Origin of the sequence: uncultured Duncaniella sp. (assembly GCF_910577345.1) — a bacterium.
In the GTDB taxonomy this organism is placed as follows: domain Bacteria; phylum Bacteroidota; class Bacteroidia; order Bacteroidales; family Muribaculaceae; genus Duncaniella.
Map to the genome: position 1 here is coordinate 15,538 of NZ_CAJTMT010000006.1, position 18,832 is coordinate 34,369.

The 18,832-nt window shown below is 49.6% G+C and carries 17 protein-coding genes and 1 riboswitch; of the genes, 5 read left to right on the forward strand and 12 right to left on the reverse strand.

The window, feature by feature from the left end; genetic code table 11:
* Positions 1-26: 26 nt before the first annotated feature.
* The 4 genes from pulA (at position 27) to asnS (ending at position 6,323) form a co-directional block, all read left to right on the forward strand.
* Positions 27-2,027: a type I pullulanase gene (pulA, locus tag QZ310_RS04235; protein WP_297070719.1), complete on the forward strand. Its 2,001-nt coding sequence runs from the start codon at positions 27-29 to the stop codon at positions 2,025-2,027.
* 232 nt (positions 2,028-2,259) lie between these two features.
* Positions 2,260-3,129 (forward strand): formyltetrahydrofolate deformylase, encoded by an 870-nt coding sequence (purU, locus tag QZ310_RS04240; RefSeq protein ID WP_297070721.1) that lies wholly within the window; start codon positions 2,260-2,262, stop codon positions 3,127-3,129.
* A 301-nt stretch (positions 3,130-3,430) separates the two neighbouring features.
* Positions 3,431-4,891, forward strand: coding sequence for a pseudouridine synthase (locus tag QZ310_RS04245; RefSeq protein ID WP_297070723.1), 1,461 nt, complete (start codon positions 3,431-3,433; stop codon positions 4,889-4,891).
* A 40-nt stretch (positions 4,892-4,931) separates the two neighbouring features.
* On the forward strand, positions 4,932-6,323 hold the full coding sequence (gene asnS / locus QZ310_RS04250) for an asparagine--tRNA ligase (RefSeq protein ID WP_297070724.1): 1,392 nt from the start codon (positions 4,932-4,934) through the stop codon (positions 6,321-6,323).
* 101 nt (positions 6,324-6,424) lie between these two features.
* Here the strand turns inward: asnS and QZ310_RS04255 are convergent, their stop codons facing one another.
* The 8 genes from QZ310_RS04255 to thiD all read right to left on the reverse strand — a co-directional run bounded on the left by QZ310_RS04255 (position 6,425) and on the right by thiD (position 12,872).
* Complete coding sequence (locus QZ310_RS04255) at positions 6,425-6,694, reverse strand: hypothetical protein (RefSeq protein WP_297070726.1); 270 nt, start codon at positions 6,692-6,694, stop codon at positions 6,425-6,427.
* A gap of 144 nt (positions 6,695-6,838) precedes the next feature.
* Positions 6,839-7,948 carry a 2-iminoacetate synthase ThiH gene (gene thiH / locus QZ310_RS04260; protein WP_297070728.1) on the reverse strand — a complete coding sequence of 370 codons (1,110 nt, stop codon included), beginning with the start codon at positions 7,946-7,948 and terminating at the stop codon, positions 6,839-6,841.
* An 11-nt stretch (positions 7,949-7,959) separates the two neighbouring features.
* Complete coding sequence (gene thiC / locus QZ310_RS04265) at positions 7,960-9,663, reverse strand: phosphomethylpyrimidine synthase ThiC (RefSeq protein WP_297070730.1); 1,704 nt, start codon at positions 9,661-9,663, stop codon at positions 7,960-7,962.
* A gap of 46 nt (positions 9,664-9,709) precedes the next feature.
* Positions 9,710-10,486 (reverse strand): thiazole synthase, encoded by a 777-nt coding sequence (locus tag QZ310_RS04270; RefSeq protein ID WP_297070732.1) that lies wholly within the window; start codon positions 10,484-10,486, stop codon positions 9,710-9,712.
* 19 nt (positions 10,487-10,505) lie between these two features.
* On the reverse strand, positions 10,506-11,144 hold the full coding sequence (locus tag QZ310_RS04275) for a thiamine phosphate synthase (RefSeq protein ID WP_297070734.1): 639 nt from the start codon (positions 11,142-11,144) through the stop codon (positions 10,506-10,508).
* 4 nt (positions 11,145-11,148) lie between these two features.
* Entirely contained in the window at positions 11,149-11,724 is a 576-nt protein-coding gene (locus QZ310_RS04280; protein ID WP_297070735.1) for a thiamine phosphate synthase, read from the reverse strand.
* A gap of 66 nt (positions 11,725-11,790) precedes the next feature.
* Entirely contained in the window at positions 11,791-11,991 is a 201-nt protein-coding gene (thiS, locus tag QZ310_RS04285; RefSeq protein ID WP_297070737.1) for a sulfur carrier protein ThiS, read from the reverse strand.
* Positions 11,988-12,872 carry a bifunctional hydroxymethylpyrimidine kinase/phosphomethylpyrimidine kinase gene (thiD, locus tag QZ310_RS04290; RefSeq protein WP_366141967.1) on the reverse strand — a complete coding sequence of 295 codons (885 nt, stop codon included), beginning with the start codon at positions 12,870-12,872 and terminating at the stop codon, positions 11,988-11,990. Before thiD ends, thiS begins: the two co-directional genes overlap by 4 nt.
* Positions 12,873-13,057: 185 nt before the next feature.
* Positions 13,058-13,155: riboswitch (TPP riboswitch) on the reverse strand.
* A 111-nt stretch (positions 13,156-13,266) separates the two neighbouring features.
* Here thiD and QZ310_RS04295 point away from each other — a divergent pair.
* Positions 13,267-14,745, forward strand: coding sequence for a DUF1846 domain-containing protein (locus QZ310_RS04295; protein ID WP_297070739.1), 1,479 nt, complete (start codon positions 13,267-13,269; stop codon positions 14,743-14,745).
* Between the two features lie 280 nt (positions 14,746-15,025).
* Here QZ310_RS04295 and QZ310_RS13695 read toward each other — a convergent pair whose 3' ends face one another.
* From QZ310_RS13695 to QZ310_RS04310, 4 genes are read right to left on the reverse strand one after another with little or no spacing between them, the layout of a single operon-like run.
* Positions 15,026-15,430, reverse strand: coding sequence for a GtrA family protein (locus QZ310_RS13695; RefSeq protein ID WP_366141968.1), 405 nt, complete (start codon positions 15,428-15,430; stop codon positions 15,026-15,028).
* Between the two features lie 3 nt (positions 15,431-15,433).
* The gene (locus QZ310_RS04300; protein WP_366141969.1) at positions 15,434-16,030 is read right to left on the reverse strand and encodes an HAD-IB family hydrolase; all 597 of its coding nucleotides are present in this window, start codon (positions 16,028-16,030) and stop codon (positions 15,434-15,436) included.
* Positions 16,027-16,911 carry a UbiA prenyltransferase family protein gene (locus tag QZ310_RS04305; RefSeq protein WP_297070740.1) on the reverse strand — a complete coding sequence of 295 codons (885 nt, stop codon included), beginning with the start codon at positions 16,909-16,911 and terminating at the stop codon, positions 16,027-16,029. Before QZ310_RS04305 ends, QZ310_RS04300 begins: the two co-directional genes overlap by 4 nt.
* Positions 16,908-18,098 (reverse strand): hypothetical protein, encoded by a 1,191-nt coding sequence (locus tag QZ310_RS04310; RefSeq protein ID WP_297070742.1) that lies wholly within the window; start codon positions 18,096-18,098, stop codon positions 16,908-16,910. The genes QZ310_RS04305 and QZ310_RS04310 overlap by 4 nt, the downstream gene beginning before the upstream one ends.
* Positions 18,099-18,832 lie beyond the last annotated feature (734 nt).

Consider the following 18,832-nt stretch of genomic DNA (forward strand, 5'->3'; position numbering starts at 1 on the left):
AAACAATTAATACCATTTTTCCAACAATGAACCAAGGATTATCCCTCGTGACAATGCTTGCACTTAGCGCGGCTTCTGCCGTTACGGCTCAGAATATTGATGCCGAGTTTATGAATTATCCGAGTTACAATGGCGACGATCTTGAACTCACTGTCGACAACAGCGGCACACACTGGAGGCTATGGTCGCCCGCAGCCGAAGGTGCCCGCGTGATTCTCTATCCAACGGACCGCAACACCGCTGCCATTGACACTATCGCCATGACCAAAAGCGAGAAGGGCACATGGGTGGCAAATGTCCCCGAAAAGCTCTATGGGACGTTCTACACTTTTTCGGTCCTCGACAAAGGCAAATGGCTTGCAGAGACTCCTGGAGTCTGGGCAAAGGCTGTCGGTACGAACGGACAACGCGCGGCCATAATTGACTTCTCGACCACTAATCCCGAAGGTTGGGAGACCGACAAGGGCCCGAAAATCGCCAATATCAACGATGCTGTCCTCTATGAGATGCACCACCGCGATTTCTCTCAGCATCCCAATTCAGGAATTGTCAACAAGGGCAAATTCCTCGCACTTACTGAGAAAGAGACAACCAACGGTCAGGGTGATGCCACAGGTATCGACCACCTGAAGGAACTCGGCGTGACCCATATCCACATCCTTCCTTCTTACGACTACAACAGTGTCGATGAGGCCAATCTCGCGGCCAACCGCTACAACTGGGGTTATGATCCCTTCAACTACAATGCTCCCGAAGGCTCATATTCCACCAATCCGGCTGACCCCGCTGCGAGGGTAGTTGAGATGAAGAAAATGATAAAGAATCTTCATGACAACGGTATCGGCGTCGTGATGGACGTTGTCTACAACCATACGGCCAACAATGACGATTCAAACTTCTCCCTGACAGCTCCCGGCTACTACTACCGTCATCGTGCCGACGGCAGCTACAGCGATGCTTCCGGTTGCGGCAACGAGACTGCTTCGGAGCGCCAACAGATGCGCGACTACATCATCAACTCAGTGAAATATTGGGCCAAGGAATATCACATCGACGGATTCCGTTTCGACCTCATGGCCATCCACGACATTGAGACCATGAACGAGGTCATCGCCGCGCTGAAGGAAATCAACCCCGACATCTTTGTCTATGGCGAGGGTTGGACAGCAGGCGATTCGCCCCTCCCCGTCGAGCAGCGCGCACTGAAAGAGAATGTGGCCAAGATGCCTCAGATTGCAGTGTTCAGCGATGACATCCGCGATGCCATAAAGGGACACTACACCGATGCTTCCGACCGTGGTTTCGCCACAGGCAAGCCCGGACTTGAAGAGACTGTGAAAATCGGTATTGTCGGCGCGACGGCCCATCCGCAGGTTGACTATTCCAAGGGTAACAACTCGAAGTTCCCATACGCATCGGCTCCCACGCAGATTATAAACTATGTGTCGTGTCACGACGACCTTATGTTGACCGACAAGCTCCGCAAGTCGATGCCTGATGCGACAGATGCAGAGCGTCAGCGTGCAGCACGTCTTGCCCAGACCATCATCTTCACATCGCAGGGCACTCCTTTCATGTTTGCCGGTGAAGAACTTTTCCGCGACAAGAAGGGTGTCCACAACTCCTATAATTATCCGGATTCAATCAATGCCATCGACTGGAGCCTCAAACACTCCAATGCTGACCAGTTCAACTACTACAAGGAGCTTATCAAACTCCGCAAGTCGCACCCGGCTTTCCGCATGACGACCGCTGAGGATGTGGCAAAACATCTCAAGTTCGACAAGGTCAGCGAACCTAACCTGATTTCATATTCGCTCGTTGACAATGCCAATGGCGACGAATGGAAGGAAATCAAGCTTGTGTTCAATGGTTCGGACGCTGCCCGCGAAGTCAAGATAGCCAAAGGTGACTGGACAGTGATTGCCGAGGATGGCCGCATCAATGCCGAAGGTCTCGGCACTGCCAAGGGTGGCAAGATGACTGTCGCACCCCGTTCGGCCCTGATTCTCGCCCGTGTGAAATAACTACCTATTATTAATAACAGTGTGCTGAAGTTTCAGTAACGATCACACTGTCGAAGTTTTACAATATGTGTCGGAATTGCCCCATATATGTTGCGGGTAATTTCGACACATTCTTTTTTAGTGCATCGATTATATTGAGAAATGGCAATTTTATAGCAAAAGTTGTGTGTTTTGTGGAAATATTCTGTAATTTTGCAAAATATTTTTGCATAACGAAATCAATTGACGCGAAGTGGAAACAAAAAAGAAGCCAACGGCAATCCTCAGAATGCACTGTCCGGACCAGCCCGGCATCATAGCAGTCATCACCGAATTCATCACGACCAACCGTGGCAATATCATCTATCTTGACCAGTATGTCGACCGTGTGAACGGTGTGTTCTACATGCGCGTCGAGTGGGAACTGGAGGATTTTCTCATACCTTCCGAGAAGATTGACGAGTATTTCAACACCCTTTATGCGACCCGCTACGCCTTGACCTACCGCATAAGTTTCTCCAAACGCAGGCAGAAGATGGCGATTTTCGTCAGCAAGATGTCACACTGTCTCTACGACATGCTCTCGCGTCACATGGCAGGGGAGTGGGATGTCGACATACCCGTCATCATCAGCAATCACCCCGACCTTGCGATAGCGGGCAAGCAATTCAATATCCCCTTCGAGCATATCCCCGTGAACCGCGACAATAAGGCGGAGATGGAGCAGCGTGAGTTTGAACTTCTCGACCGCTACGGCGTTGATTTCATTGTGTTGGCCCGCTACATGCAGGTGCTTTCCGAAGATTTCATCAACCGCTATCCCAACCGAATCATCAATATTCACCACTCTTTCCTCCCGGCCTTCGTCGGAGCGAAGCCCTATCATCAGGCCTACGAACGCGGCGTGAAGCTCATAGGCGCGACCAGCCACTATGTCACCGCCGACCTTGACGCAGGTCCGATTATCGAACAGGACGTTGTCCGCATCACTCACAAGGACACCATCGACGAGCTTGTGAAGAAGGGACGCGATCTTGAAAAGATTGTGCTTTCACGTGCGGTCGAGAAACATATCCAGCGCAAAATCCTCACCTACGACAATAAAACTGTAGTTTTTAGCTGATTTTTGCATCTTTTTGTCCTTTCGTGGTCAAAATTGCAGATTTTTAATGCTAAAAATCCTGCACTTATTGTAGGAAAAAATAAAAATTATGTCTAAATTTGCAGATGAGTTGTTATGGAACTTCGTGTTCTGCGCACAACTCTATCCGATAGGAAAATTTGGGTTTAATAATCGAGTTTTTCAAACAGTTAACTTTAAGTTTACAAGAAGAGATACAAACTTCACAACAACCGTAAGACAGCCGCGAGGCATGCACTAAAATTATCCACAATTATCTCAACTCAAAATTAAGAATCACTTCATGGACAGCAACGAAAAGAAAAGCAAGCGCCCGCGCATCGGAGTGCGCCCGGTAAGCTCAGACAGTGCCGACAACCACAGCAACGACTTTAACACGCAGGAGGGCAGCAGCCATCAGCCTGATTCTCAAGAACGTCATCAAGGCTCGTACAATTCCTACGGCAACAACCGTCCCTATCAGCCCCGTCCCTACAACAACAATCGTCAGGGTGGTTATGGCAACAACCGCTATAACAACAATCAGGGCGGTTACAACAATCGTTACAACAACAATAACAACCGTTACAACAACTATCAGCCCCGTCCGCAGGCCAATCCCCAGCTCGAAGGCGAAGTCCAGACTTCGGCCGAAGGCACTTCTGCGACCACGACTGAAGGTGAGGGTACCGGCTATCAGCCCCGTCCCTCTTACAACCGCTACAACAATCAGGGCGGTTACAACAACGGCAATCACTATAACAACAACCGTCAGGGCGGCTACAACAACAACCGTCAGGGCGGCTACAACAACAACCGTCAGCAGGGCGGCTATAACAACAACCGTCAGCAGGGCGGCTACAACAACAACCGTCAGCAGGGCGGCTATAATAACAACCGTCAGGGCGGTTATAACAACAACCGTCAGCAGGGTGGTTTCAAGAAGCCCAACAACCGTCAGAACCAGTTTGGTATGCCGCAGGGCGGACGCAGCTTCACTCCGCGTCCCCGCCGTATCGAATACGAGATGCCTCTGCCCGATCCCAACGAGCAGATCCGTCTCAACAAGTTCATGGCCAACGCAGGTCTCTGCTCGCGTCGTGAAGCTGACGAATACATCCAGCAGGGTCTCATCAAGGTCAACGGAGAGGTTGTCACCGAACTCGGAACCAAGATTTCTCACAGCGACGTTGTTGAGTATAACGACAAGGTTGTCACCCTCGAAAGCAAGTGCTACATCCTTCTCAACAAACCGAAGGATTGCGTGACCACCAGCGATGACCCCAATGGCCGTCTGACCGTCATGGATCTCGTGAAGGGTGCTTGCGAGGAGCGCATCTACCCTGTAGGCCGTCTCGACCGCAACACCACCGGTGTGCTTCTTCTCACCAACGACGGTGACCTTGCATCGAAGCTCACTCATCCGAAGTTTGTGAAGAAAAAGATTTACCACGTCTGGACCGACAAGGACATCGCCGAGGAGGATATGCAGCGTATTGCCGACGGTATTGAGCTTGAGGATGGTCCCATCCATGCCGATGCCATCTCCTATGCTACCGAGACTGACCGCAATCAGGCCGGTATCGAAATCCACTCCGGACGCAACCGCATCGTGCGCCGTATCTTCGAAAGCCTCGGTTACCACGTCACCAAGCTTGACCGTGTCTACTTCGCAGGCCTCACCAAGAAGAACCTCCCCCGCGGTCGCTGGCGCTACCTCACCCAGGAAGAGGTCAACTTCCTCAAAATGGGTTCCTTCGAGTAATCAACAGTTGACTTAATCATAATCATATCTCACATCTGTAATGAAAAGGACTAAAGTAGTCGATCTGCTCAAAGATGCATCGCTAATTGGCACTGAAGTTGAGGCCAAGGGTTGGGTCCGCACCCGCCGTGGCAACAAGCATGTCCAGTTTGTGCAACTCAATGACGGTTCGACAATCAAAAATATCCAGATTGTGTTTGACATGGCCAAGTTCAGCGAAGAGGAACTCAAGCCTGTCACAACCGGTTCGAGCATCTGTGTCAAAGGCACACTCGTCGAATCACAGGGTAAGGGTCAGACCTGCGAAGTGCAGGCTGACACCCTCCTTGTCTACGGCACTGCCGACGTTGAGAGCTATCCTCTCCAGAAGAAGGGCCACACCCTTGAATTCCTCCGCGAGATAGCCCACCTCCGTCCCCGTACCAACACGTTCGGCGCGATCCTCCGTGTGCGCAGCACTCTTGCTTTCGCCATCCACAAGTTCTTCAACGAACGTGGCTTCCAGTATCTCCACACTCCTCTCATCACCGCAAGTGACTGCGAGGGTGCGGGTGCGATGTTCCAGGTGACAACCCTCGATCTCAACAATCTTCCCAAGGATGAGGAAGGAAAGACCGACTATTCGCAGGACTTCTTCGGCAAGCCTACCGCACTGACTGTGTCAGGTCAGCTTGAAGGTGAGCTTGGAGCTACCTCGCTCGGTCAGATTTATACTTTCGGACCGACTTTCCGCGCCGAGAATTCCAACACTCCCCGCCACCTCTCTGAGTTCTGGATGATTGAGCCTGAAATGGCTTTCTATGACATCACTGACAATATGGATCTCGCCGAGGAATTCGTGAAGTATTGTATCAACTATGCTCTCGAACATTCAATCGACGACATCACCTTCCTTCAGGAGATGTATGACAAGGATCTTATCGAACGTCTGAAATTCGTGGTTGAGAATGACTTCGTCCGTCTCAGCTATGGCGAGGGCGTCAAGATTCTTGAGGAGTCAGGTAAGAAATTTGAATTCCCCGTACACTGGGGCACTGACCTCCAGAGCGAGCACGAACGTTATCTCGTCGAGGAGCATTTCAAGAAGCCCGTTATCCTCACTGACTATCCGAAGGAAATCAAGGCTTTCTATATGAAGCAGAACGAGGACGGCAAGACTGTCCGTGCGATGGACGTCCTCTTCCCGCATATCGGTGAGATTATCGGTGGCTCGGAGCGCGAGGAGAACTACGACAAGCTCCTTGCCCGCATCGAGGAACTCGGTATTCCGATGAAGGACATGTGGTGGTATCTCGACACCCGCCGCTTCGGCACTGTTCCTCACTCCGGTTTCGGCCTCGGTTTCGAACGCCTCGTGCTCTTCGTTACCGGCATGACCAACATCCGCGACGTGATTCCCTTCCCCCGCACTCCTGGCAAGGCTGAATTCTAAAACGTACTTATTAAATCTTGATAAAGCAACAGAGGCACTACGCGAAAACCGTAGTGCCTCTGTTGCTTTTCTAACTGATTCAAATTTATGGATGGGGATGTCTAAATTTTAGTTGTCGGGTCGGCGTAAGTGTTGTTTTTCTCCGCGTTTTCCAATTCTTTCATCTGATGTTTTTCCTCACCCTTGCGTTCGTAGGTGCGTCCCACAAGCATCAACAGTCCGCTGACGATGATGATGGCGCAGATGGTGATTGATGTAGTCCATGTGGTGAATGCAACGATTCCGGCAAACATGATTATCATATATGCGATCACAACACCCATAAGCAGGATGAAGCCAATCCAAAAGAGACCTTTACCAAATGATTTCATAATACAAAATAGTTAATATGTGAGTTTTAATAAAATTCCTTATATACTATATAAATGTCTGTAGAACGAAAAAGTTTTGGTAAAAGTCCCTTTTGTTGACTTTTGGGTAACGGGGGCGCTCAAAGATTTGACGGTATGAGCGTGTCAGTCAAATATCTTGTCCCAGTCTTTCCAGACCGCTTCGTAGCCGAGACGGCGGATGTCGGCGGCAACTGCTTCCGGTGAGCGGGGATCTGACACCTCGAATTGTTCGAGGGCGTCGGGGGTCGAGACGTAGCCGCCCGGTTCGGTCTTGCTTCCAGCGCTCATGGATGTCACTCCGAGTTTCATCATGTTGGCGCGGAAGGTCGGGTCCTCACGGGTCGAGTAGGAGATGTCCACATCGTGGTCGAAGATACGGAAGGCGAATGTGACTTGTGCGAGTTCGCGGTCGGTCATGACCACTTTGGGCTGATAGCCACCCTCGGCCGGACACATGCGCGGAAAGTTGACGCTGTAGCGGGTCCGCCAGTAGTTCTTGCGGAGATAGCGCAGATGGCGTGCCATCATTGTCAGGTCGGTGCGCCAGTCTTCAAGTCCGATGAGCACACCCATGCCGATTTTGTGGACACCGGCCTGCCCCATGCGGTCGAAGCCGTTGACTCGCCAGTCGAATATCGACTTCATCCCCTTGGGATGATAGTTGCGGTAGTTGGCGGAGTTGTAGGTTTCCTGGAAGCATACAACTCCGTTGAGACCGCTCTTGACAAGACGGGCATAGCTTTCGCTCTTCATCGGCATCACTTCGATGGTGAGGTTGTTGAAGTAGGGGCGGCAGACATGAAGCACTTCCTCGAGATAGTCCACACCGTTGAGGGTCGGGAATTCGCCGGACACGATGAGGAGATTCTCGAAGGGGCCGAGACGGCGGATGGCCTCACATTCGGCTTTGACCTGCTCCATCGTCAGCGTGACGCGTTCGAGCGGGTTGCTGTGGTTGAAACCACAGTAGACGCAGTGGTTGGTGCAGGCGTTGGAGACATACATGGGGATGTACATCGAGATTGTCTTGCCGAAACGTTCGAGGGTGTAGCGATGGCTGAGTTGGGCCATCTCTTCAAGGAAGGGTTCGGCAGCGGGCGAGATGAGGGCCATGAAGTCCTCCACGCTCAGATTTTCCTTGCGCAGAGCTGCCCGGACATGGGCTGCCGTGCGTGACCGGATGAAACGTGTGGTCTCATCCCAGTCATACTTTTTCAGTTCGTCGGAAAACATGGTGTGAGGCTTTATTTCGCGCAGTCCTCCACGAGCTGGCTTGTGATTCGCATGGCGCAGAAGTTGGGCCCGCACATTGTGCAGAAGTGGTCATCGTCATCCTTATGGCTTTCGACATAGTACTGACGTGCGCGCGCAGGGTCGAGCGAGAGGTTGAACTGGTCCTTCCATCTGAATTCGAAACGGGCCTTGCTCATGGCATCGTCGCGTACTTGTGCGCCCGGATGGCCTTTCGCAAGGTCGGCGGCGTGGGCTGCGATTTTATATGTGATTACACCGTTACGGACATCCTCAAGGTTGGGGAGGGCGAGATGTTCCTTCGGGGTGACATAGCATATCATTGCAGTTCCCATCCATGCTATCTGGGCTGCACCGATTGCGGAGGTGATGTGGTCATAGCCGGGAGCGATGTCAGTTGTCAGCGGGCCGAGAGTATAGAATGGTGCTTCATGGCATTTGTCAATCTGACGGTCCATGTTCTCGCGGATTTTGTGCATGGGGACATGGCCGGGACCTTCGATAAGCACCTGTACATTGTGGCGCCATGCGATTTCGGTCAGTTCGCCGAGCACGTCGAGTTCGAGGAACTGCGAACGGTCGTTGGCATCATGGATTGAACCGGGACGGAGGCCGTCGCCGAGCGATACGGCGACATCGTATGCAGCGAGAATCTCGCAGATTTCGTCGAAGTGGGTGTAGAGGAAGTTTTCCTGATTGTGGATGACTGCCCAGCGGGTCATGATTGAGCCTCCGCGCGACACGATACCTGTCAGACGTTCCTGAACCATCTCGGCGTGGGCACGGAGTGCTCCTGCATGGATGGTGAAATAGTCAACTCCCTGCTCGGCTTGTTCGATGAGGGTGTCGCGATAGATTTCCCATGTCAGATCCTCTACCTTGCCGTTGACTTTTTCAAGAGCCTGATAGACAGGTACGGTTCCGACGGGGACAGGGCAGTTGCGGATGATCCATTCGCGGGTTTCGTGGATGTTGTCGCCGGTCGAGAGGTCCATGAGTGTGTCACCGCCCCAATAGCAGCTCCATACGGCTTTGCTGACCTCCTCCTCGATTCCTGACGAGAGTGCGGAATTACCGATGTTGGTGTTGAGTTTGACGAGGAAGTTGCGGCCGATAATCATTGGCTCTGCTTCGGGATGGTTGATGTTGGCGGGGATGACTGCACGTCCGGCTGCCACTTCGTCGCGGACGAATTCAGGTGTGATGTGGGTTCTGATTCCGAGTGCTTCCGCATTGTTGTTCTCGCGTATGGCCACATATTCCATTTCCGGGGTGATGACACCTCGGCGGGCGAGTGCCATTTGAGTAATCTGTTGTCCGTCGGCAGCACGGCGAGGTGCATAGCGGTGGGCGAAGCGGATGGAATCGAGTGAGGTGTCGGATTCGCGCATACGTCCGTAGTCGGATGTGATGTGGGGGAGTTGCTGAAGGTCATCGCGACGGGCAATCCACTCTTCGCGCAGACGTGGCAAGCCCTCGTTTATGTCGATTTTTACTTCAGGATCGGTGTAGACACCGCTGGTGTCATAAACATAGACAGGTGCGTTTTTGCGGGTCATGCGTTCGCCGTCGATTATCTTGACTGTCGGAGTGAGGTTGACCTTGCGCATCGCAACCTTTATCGGGTGGAGTTTTCCGTCGATATATACTTTTTCGGAACCCGGATAGGAGTTCACGTCAATATTTTCAATTTTCATGGGTTGGTGTAATGAAGAAACGTGTGATTGATTAACTGAATGGCGTTTAGAGATTCAGGAATTCGGTGAGCGGACTTGTGGCCGAGGCGGAGTCAGAGACGGTGCCGAGTCCGGCGAGATAGGCTTTTCGACCGGCTTCAACAGCCATCTTGAAGGCTACGGCCATCTCGACGGGGTCTCCTGCGACGGCTATGGCTGTATTGACAAGGACGGCATCTGCTCCCATCTCCATTGCTTCCGCAGCGTGGGACGGAGCTCCGAGACCTGCGTCAATGACAACGGGAACACGGCTTTCGCGGATGATGATTTCGATGAAATCGCGGGTTTTCAACCCTTTGTTGGTACCGATTGGTGCTCCGAGGGGCATGACTGCTGCTGTGCCGACTTCTTCAAGTCTTTTGCAGAGGACAGGGTCGGCCTGAATGTAGGGGAGGACTTTGAAGCCTTGCTTTGCGAGAATCTCCGTGGCTTTGAGGGTTTCGACAGGGTCGGGGAGGAGATATTTCGGGTCAGGGTGGATTTCGAGTTTTATGAAATCCGTGCCGAAACAGTCTCGCGCGAGGTTGGCTGCGAGGACAGCTTCTTCTGCCGTGCGGACACCCGATGTGTTGGGGAGAAACTGGACATGCTCACGGTTGATATGGCTGAGCATATCGTCCTCTTCCTCGTGCTGCATGTCGATGCGTTTCATTGCTACTGTGATCATTTCCGAGCCTGATGCCAGAATTGACTGGAGCATAAGGGGGCTGGAGGAAAATTTGCCCGTACCTACGAATAGACGTGAGGTGAACTCTTTTCCCCCGATAGTAAGAATATCGGTCATATATGTAAAAGATTGGTTGTTAGTTCTTCATCTTGGCGAATGCTTCGTGGAGTTTTTCAATGGACCGGCGGGTGTAGTCGACCGGATCGGGTGCATTGAGAATGGCTCCGCTCATAGCTACGCCGTTTATGCCGGTTGCCATGAGCTGGTCGATGTCGTCGATGGTCACACCTCCGATTGCAACAATCGGGAGAAGTATGTCGGCAGCTCTGACCTCCTTGACAATCTCCTTGTAGCCCTCAATGCCGATAATCGGTGAGAGTTTGGATTTTGTGGTTGTGTAGCGGAACGGCCCGAGACCGACATAATCGACATCCCAGCCTCTGAATTTCTTGATGTCGTCGGCGGTGTTGGCGGTGCATCCGATGATGGCTTCCGCGCCCATTGTCTCTCTGGCAAGGAGGGGATTCATGTCTTCTTTGCCAAGATGGACACCGTGGACCGACATCTCCATGGCGAGTTCGACGCGGTCGTCGAAGACGAGGAAGGCTTCGTTTTCCTGACAGAGCGGAATGATTTCGAGAGCCGTCTGGCGGAACTCTTCGTCAGTCGCGTCTTTTAGACGGAGCTGTATCCACTTGCAGCCGCCTTCGAGCACCATCTGTACTTCTTCGGCTATCGTGTATTTGTCGGAGGGGTGGGTTATGAATTGAAGCATAGCTTTAAAATTTATTCATTTGGTTGATAAAGTTCAGCATATCGCTGTTGTCGCCGTCCCACGGAATGGAGCCGAGCATTGCGAATCCGCTGAAATTGTAACGCTTAAGTTCGTCAATACGTTCAGAAGTGACGCCTCCGAGAGCAATGACGGGTGTAGTTACAGCATCCAGTTGTGAAAGCTCGGTCGGAGTGAAGGCTGACTGATAGCCGGATTTGGAAATGCTGTCGAAGATTGGGCTGAGTGTCACATAGTCCGATCCGGAATTCTCCTTGACCTCTCCGATGGTGTGGCAGGAGCGGCTTAATGCTCCACGGTAGTTGGCAGGAGGGGTTGGGCAACGCCTGTTGAGATGCAGTCCGCCAAGGTTGAAGTCGTTGACGAGGTCGAAATGCCCGTGGAGCACGAGGCGCGAATGAAGTTCCTGCGGAATGGCTTCGATGAGGTTGCGCATCTCCCTGCGGCTTGCGCCTGGGTGACGGAGATGGACGCGATCCCATCCTCCTTCAAGGAGACATCGTATCATTCCGGGTTCCTTGCGTTCGTCGGGTATTTCGGGTGTGATTGCTATCTTAAACATCGGTTGGAGAGTCAATGATTGTGTATTGAGAACTGGTTGTGGGGTCGTTATGTGGTAGGCCATTTGTCAGCCTCCGTAGAAGGCCTTGATGATTACTATCTTGTCACCTTCGGAAAGTTTTTTGCTTCCACGTAACAAAGCCGGAACCACGGCTCCGTTGAGGGCTGTCGCTATGCCCTGCGGCTTGATTTCCTTTGCGTCGAGTGCATCCTGAATGGTTGCGCCTTCAGGAAGTTCGAGTGCCACATCGTTGATGAATATTTTCATATCTTGCGGTTGGGATTGAAATTTTTGAGTCTGCGGGGAGAGAAGAAGTGGTTGACAGGGCCGTGGCCTTTACCTGTGGTAATCCATGAGCCTTCCTTCAAAGCGTGGGTCACATAGAGCTTTGCCATTTTGACTGCATCCGGAAGTCCGTAGCCGAGAGCGAGATAAGAGGCTATGGCCGACGAGAGTGTGCAGCCCGTTCCATGAGTGTTGCGGGTGTCGATGGCATCGGCGCGCAATTCGATTGCCTCGTCGTTGCCTTCAATGGCAAGCACATCAATCTTGAAATCCGTGCGGTCGGTATCACCTCCTTTTATAAGGATATTCCTGCAACCCATCTCCCTGAATTTCGCTATTTGCTTCGTGACATCGGTCTCGCCGGTGAGCGCCTTGGCTTCCATCTGATTAGGGGTAATTATGGTGGCGATAGGCAGAATGCGTCTCACAAGCGTCTCCACTGCTTCCTTTTCCAGAAGCACCGAACCGGATGTGGAAATCATCACAGGGTCGACGACAAGATTGGCAGGACCGTAATGTTCGAGTCTTTCTGCAACCGCTGAGGCTACCTCTGCATTGCAGAGCATACCGATTTTTGTGGCAAGCGGAGGAATGTCGGTCATGACCATATCAATCTGGTCGGCCACAATCGCAGGGCTGACAGGCATGATGGAGTGGACTCCGGTTGTGTTTTGAGCGGTGATTGACGTGATAGCCGACATGGCATAACAACCTATGGCCGACATGGTCTTGATGTCGGCTTGGATGCCTGCGCCTCCCGAAGAGTCGCTGCCGGCTATTGTGAGAACTGGGAAATATGTTCGCATCGTGCAGATTATATTGTTGGCATATAGACAGATGCTGTCACCGAATCGGTGATGCATGTATCTGACAAAGCGATGCGGGAAAATGAGTCTGAAAAAACTTCCTCCTTGCCGACGGATAATCAGTCGCGTGGAAACCACACACATCTATATCCGTAACATCTGTCACCGGCGATTTATGATTCACCGTAGATTGAATATTAAAAACTGTCAGGCAGGCTATCGTTCAGCCGACCGTGGATAACAGCAAGGACTTATGCAATCCCTTCGGCGGTACTAACCGCATCAGGTTCGGAGGGTATCATCTCAGCGTCCCAATCGGCACGCACCCCTTTGTCGCCACAAAGTTAATTCATTAAAATTTAATAGCCAAATAAATTAGCATATCCTTGTAATAAAAAATATGATGCGTTTTTGTTGGTTCGGGTAAAATGTTGTAATTTTGTAATCCGTTATGAAATACGGTTTTGACAACGAGAAATATCTCAAGATTCAGTCCGAACATATCAAGGAGCGTATCGCTCAGTTCGGCAACAAGCTTTACCTCGAACTTGGAGGTAAACTGTTTGATGACCACCACGCGAGCCGTGTGTTGCCCGGTTTTCAGCCTGACAGTAAGCTGCGTATGCTCAGCCAATTGAGCGATCAGGCGGAAATCGTTATCGTCATCAGCGCTCTTGACATTGAGAAGAACAAGGTGCGCAATGACCTCGGCATCACATACGACATGGATGTCCTTCGTCTGCGCGAGGAGTTTCAGAAGCGCGGCTTCCTTGTAGGGTCGGTCGTCATCACTCACTACAATGGTCAGAGCAGTGCTGATGCGTTCCGTCAGAAACTGGAGCGCATGGGCATCACCACCTATTATCATTACACCATCGAGGGCTATCCGACGAATGTCGACCTCATTGATTCCGATGAGGGGTTCGGCCGCAATGACTATGTCGAGACTTCGCGTCCTCTCGTGATTGTGACTGCCCCGGGGCCGGGTAGCGGCAAGATGGCTGTGTGTCTCAGTCAGCTTTACAATGAAAACAAGCGCGGTATTGAGGCCGGTTATGCTAAGTTTGAGACCTTCCCTGTGTGGAGTCTGCCCTTGAAGCATCCGGTGAATATAGCCTATGAGGCTGCTACTGCCGACCTCAATGATGTCAATATGATTGACCCGTTCCATCTTGAGGCATACGGCAAGACGGCCATCAATTATAACCGCGATATTGAGATTTTCCCTGTGCTCAACGCTCTGTTCGAGGGTATCTACGGCGAGAATCCATATAAGTCACCTACGGATATGGGTGTCAATATGGTCGGTTTCTGTATCAATGACGATGAAGTATGCTGCAAGGCTTCGAAAGATGAGATTATCCGTCGTTACTACACAGCTCTCAACCGTTTTGCCCAGGGTGAGGATAATGAGGCTGAGGTCAATAAAATCGCTCTTTTGTTCAAGCAAGCGAAGATTGACACATCGTATCGCCGTCCGACAGTTGCTGCCCGCGAACGTGCGGAGCGCAGCGGTGTTCCATGTTCTGCCATAGAGCTTGCCGACGGTACTATCATTACTGCTGAGACGAGTGCTCTTCTCGGGCCGAGTGCTGCACTGATTTTGAATGCGGTTAAATATCTTGCAGGGATTGACCACTCAATCAAACTGATTCCGCAGGATATGATTGAGCCGATTCAGAACACGAAGATAAACTATCTCCGCAGCCATAATCCGCGTCTGCATACCGACGAGGTACTCGTTGCGCTTTCTGTCCTTAGCACTCATGATGACAATTGCCGCCGGGCGCTTGAAAAGCTTCCTGAGCTGAACGGTTGTCAGGTCCACTCGACTGTCATGCTTGGAGAGGTTGACCATAAGATTTTCAAGAAACTCGGTGTCGGCCTCACCTGTGACCCCGCAAAGAAGAAAAAATCGGCAAACGGATGATTTTCAGCGTAAAATTACTATGATAGGGAACTTTTTTTACCGATAACGCTCAAAATCTTTTTATTATCAATGAAAGTTTTCATGTAATAGTGATAAAAGCAATGTTTTAGATTGCAGATATTGGTATGAGACGTTAAATAACAACCTGTTCCTTTGTGTTATCTGAGGAACAGGTTGTTATCTAATTATAGACATAGTCATTACGTCAAGCTTTAAGTTTCTTCCAATTATCCCTGTAAGAATAATGATATTCGATACATGTGGGGTGTGGCGTCAAACGCTATTTCAGACTCTTGGCTGTAAGTGAGAGGCGAACCAGCACAAAGTTGATAGGTACGCAGATGACCATGGCAGGCAATAATGCCCATTCTGGTGGCATCACATGTGTAAATGCTGCTACGAGTACTGTCTGTAGCACAAAGTTCACTATATGGCTGGCAGCAAAAGAAGCAACCTTGTATATGGTAGGACGCGTCCGGAATGTGAAGATGCTCGACATGAAGAAATTACATGCCATGCTTATGACATAGCTTGCCATAGAAGCTACTGGACTTGGAATACTGCAGGTCGATAATAGAACTATATAGCAGCCATATTGTAGGACTGTGGCTATCCCTCCGGCGATTATGAAGCGTAGGACTTGAGCTCTCCTTGATTCGGACTTAAGTAAACGGGTAGTACACATGGTTCATTTTATTTTTGTTGCAAACTTGCAGAAAGAGAACATTTCGTGGTCGCCTACAGAGTCTCCGTAGGCATAGGTGTCTACTTCAGTTACTTCGGGGAAGGCTTGTTGGATACGCCTTACCTTCTCCGGTCCATGGCAGTTTAAGGTAGAAAAGCGACCGGTAAGCAGGTCATTACTGTTGTACTCAGCCTCAGTCGACAGTACCTGGTCGATGGCTCGGCTTTCGGCCCAAGGCCTGATCCATGTGCCTATACTTGCCGATACGATTACGACTTTATGACCCTGTTGTTGGTGCATCTCTATCAATCGCATAGTTTTTGGACATAAATCTTTCTCTACAACTGTTGCGAAAGAGTGTCCAAGGTCGGTAAATTTCTGCCGTGGCATTCCTTTGAACATAAGACTGAAGAGCTTCCTCTTGGCTTGGGTATTGCTTATAGCTCCCAACTTCCAAAGTACAAGCCACGGGGAAGCTATAGCTACGCATAACCATAGACGCACCTTGCCTAAGGCATGGCATCCAAAGGTTATGAAGGTGTCATGTCGCGTAATAGTGCCGTCGAAATCGAAAAAAGCGATGGGGGGTTGCTGCATCATAGATAGATTATAGTGACGAAAACAAGAATCCAAAGAACCACGCAAGACTGAATGAATCGGTCGCGCAGCAGTATTTTTGTGGGGCTACCGCTACGCACGTCCACAATCGTCACTTGCAAATAGCGTAGAATGCCTGCCAGTACAAATACTGAGGTAATGTATACATATTGGCTACCCATACGGGTTTCAACATCGGGTGATACTGTATAGATTATATAGCACACTATGGTTATTGCACCGAGCAAACCCAAGGTCTGATTCATGAATTCAAGGTTGTAACGCATGGTGTTTTCACGGGTGATATTACCAGTGGTTTGGCGTATCACCACGTCATCGCGTCGCTTGGCAAAGGCAAGAAACAGCGCTATTAGAAAGGTCATGCATACTATCCACGGTGATAGCCAGATACTACAGGCTAATCCTCCGGCACACAGGCGCAAAACAAAGCCAACGGAGATTATGAATACGTCGATGATGGCGTAGTGTTTCAATTTTATACAATAGGCTAAATTCAGGAAAATATACAATAGGATCATACTTACAACGGCAGGTGCGTGTGCTTTTCCCAGAATCAAGCACAACGATAACGATCCTGCTGTGAGCATCCCCATAAGGCCGTATGCGAAAGATGCACTCACTTGATTGCAGGCTATGGGGCGCAGCTTTTTCTTTGGGTGCATACGGTCTATGTCTGCATCCAGTATATCATTTAGGCAATAGATTGAACTGGCGGCTAACGAAAAGGCAAAGAAGGTTATTAACGTCTGTTTCCAGCACCATAAATTCAACATCGAACCGCTGAAAAAGAGGGGAAGTGCCACAAAAAAATTCTTTACCCACTGGTGTGGACGTATCAGTTTTGCAAGAGAAAGGAGTGTCATATACCTAACAGTTTTAAGATTTTGATACAGCAGAAATATCCGATTGTGCCCAGGGGACTTTTCATCATTGCCTCTGTGGGATTATACCAATAAGGGCTGATTCCGATAATGAGCAGAAGTACTGTTATTAGCCCTTTGCTCGGTGGCAACAGTCGATACAGAGTGGTGTTCAACCCTGCAACGAAGCGCTGCAGCTTTTTTGGTAACATTCGATCAATCACGTCTTTGTCTATCAGAAAGTAAGCTGAAAAGGCTGTAACTGTGACATATTGAATTAGTCGACCATAGTCGCAGCTTAGCATCGCGAACATTGGCAGCATACATAGATAAAGTGTAAGGAGTAAGGACGAGAGGTGCGTCTGCTCGGTCATTCCATAGGTAGCTTTTGTGGGCTTGAATGAATTAAAAAAGAATGTGAGAAAGTAATAAACAACTAAAATACATATAGGCCAATACACAATGCCGAAACGGGTGCTACCTATGTTCCGGGCTATATGATTGATTATAGTTGATTTAGTGTCCCATGAAAGTGCCCCAATGCTATCCTTCTCTATGAAATACAGTGGCGAGCCGTCAATAATGGCGTTCCATGAATCAATGATTGCGTGAGCAGTGTCTAAGTCTCCTTTGTAATAGCACATTACAGTAAAAACACCAAGAAGCAACGTCACTTGTAATGAATTTATCACCCTATGTTTGCGCTCTGTTAACAATATCATGGCATAGACAGGCAGTCCCCAAAAAATGAATGCCTCATGCAGAAACAGGCCAAAGGTAGCCAATAAAAAGGCTATGGCCCGCTTCCATACTGTCGGGGATGTGTTGCGCATAAAGTAGAATATGCCGATTACTATACCGTATAGCAAGAAGTCCTTGCGGATAATATATACTACAAAACCGCAAAATACGGGCGAAAGTATCAACCACCAGTTGTAGCCACCTTTATGGAACTCTCTGAAAAAGAACCATAGGACTAAGACAAAAGCAGTCAGGCAAATAGCGTTGATAGTGTCGTGGGGATGTATGCCCGTTGCAGAGGTAAACCAAAGCAGCCATTCGCCAATCAGACCTCGTCGCACAAAGCCTCTGGCGAAGTTTATCAAAAACTCAGTATAGCCGTAGCCATCCAGAGTATTATGTAAGAAAATTTCAAAGGATATGAGGTATAGATTTATGGAAAAGGCCATTACCATAATTCCTCCTATGACTTTTTGCAGAAACGATTTTGATAGCAGATGATTTGTAAACAAGGACATTCGATTGATAAAGGAGGCTTCTGATTCCCGTGGAAGCAAAAATTGTTGCGTATAAAAAAGCGTGGGAATCCGCACTCATGCTCTCCCACTGTCTGAGGCCTTCGCAATGCCCAAAATAGAGAGGTAGAGCAATGCAGAAGCCCACGTATGCAGTCATAGGCCGGATTATAATTCCAGCCAATGCATAACATAAGGACGTCTACCATTGCTTTGTCCTGCTCTACTATTGAAAGTTGCGAAGTTTCAGACAGTCAGGATTTAGCGCAAGTAACGCTTTTTCTTTTTTTGTGAAATTTGAGGCAAGGCCTACTCTTAAGCTGATGCCTTAATGTTGCAAAATTAGCCAATATTTTTGTAATCACAAAATCAATATCCCTTGTAAGAATAGTAACCAAAAGTCGGTGGAAGTTTCTAAATAAAATGCTTTTTTGAGGATTTTTATAGATGTGCTACGTGGAATAGGAGTAGCAGCTCTATTACCATCTTTTGAAAATTTCAAAACCCGCAAGTTTCTCTTTATTGCATATAAATAGGATGCGCATATAGCAAATTTAATCCTTGATATCTAACTTCTTTATTATTGACTTATTGGCAGCGCTTAAGATTGCTATTTCATCATCAAAAAGAGATGGAAGCAAGATGATTTATAGCGTTTGGCTTGGTTT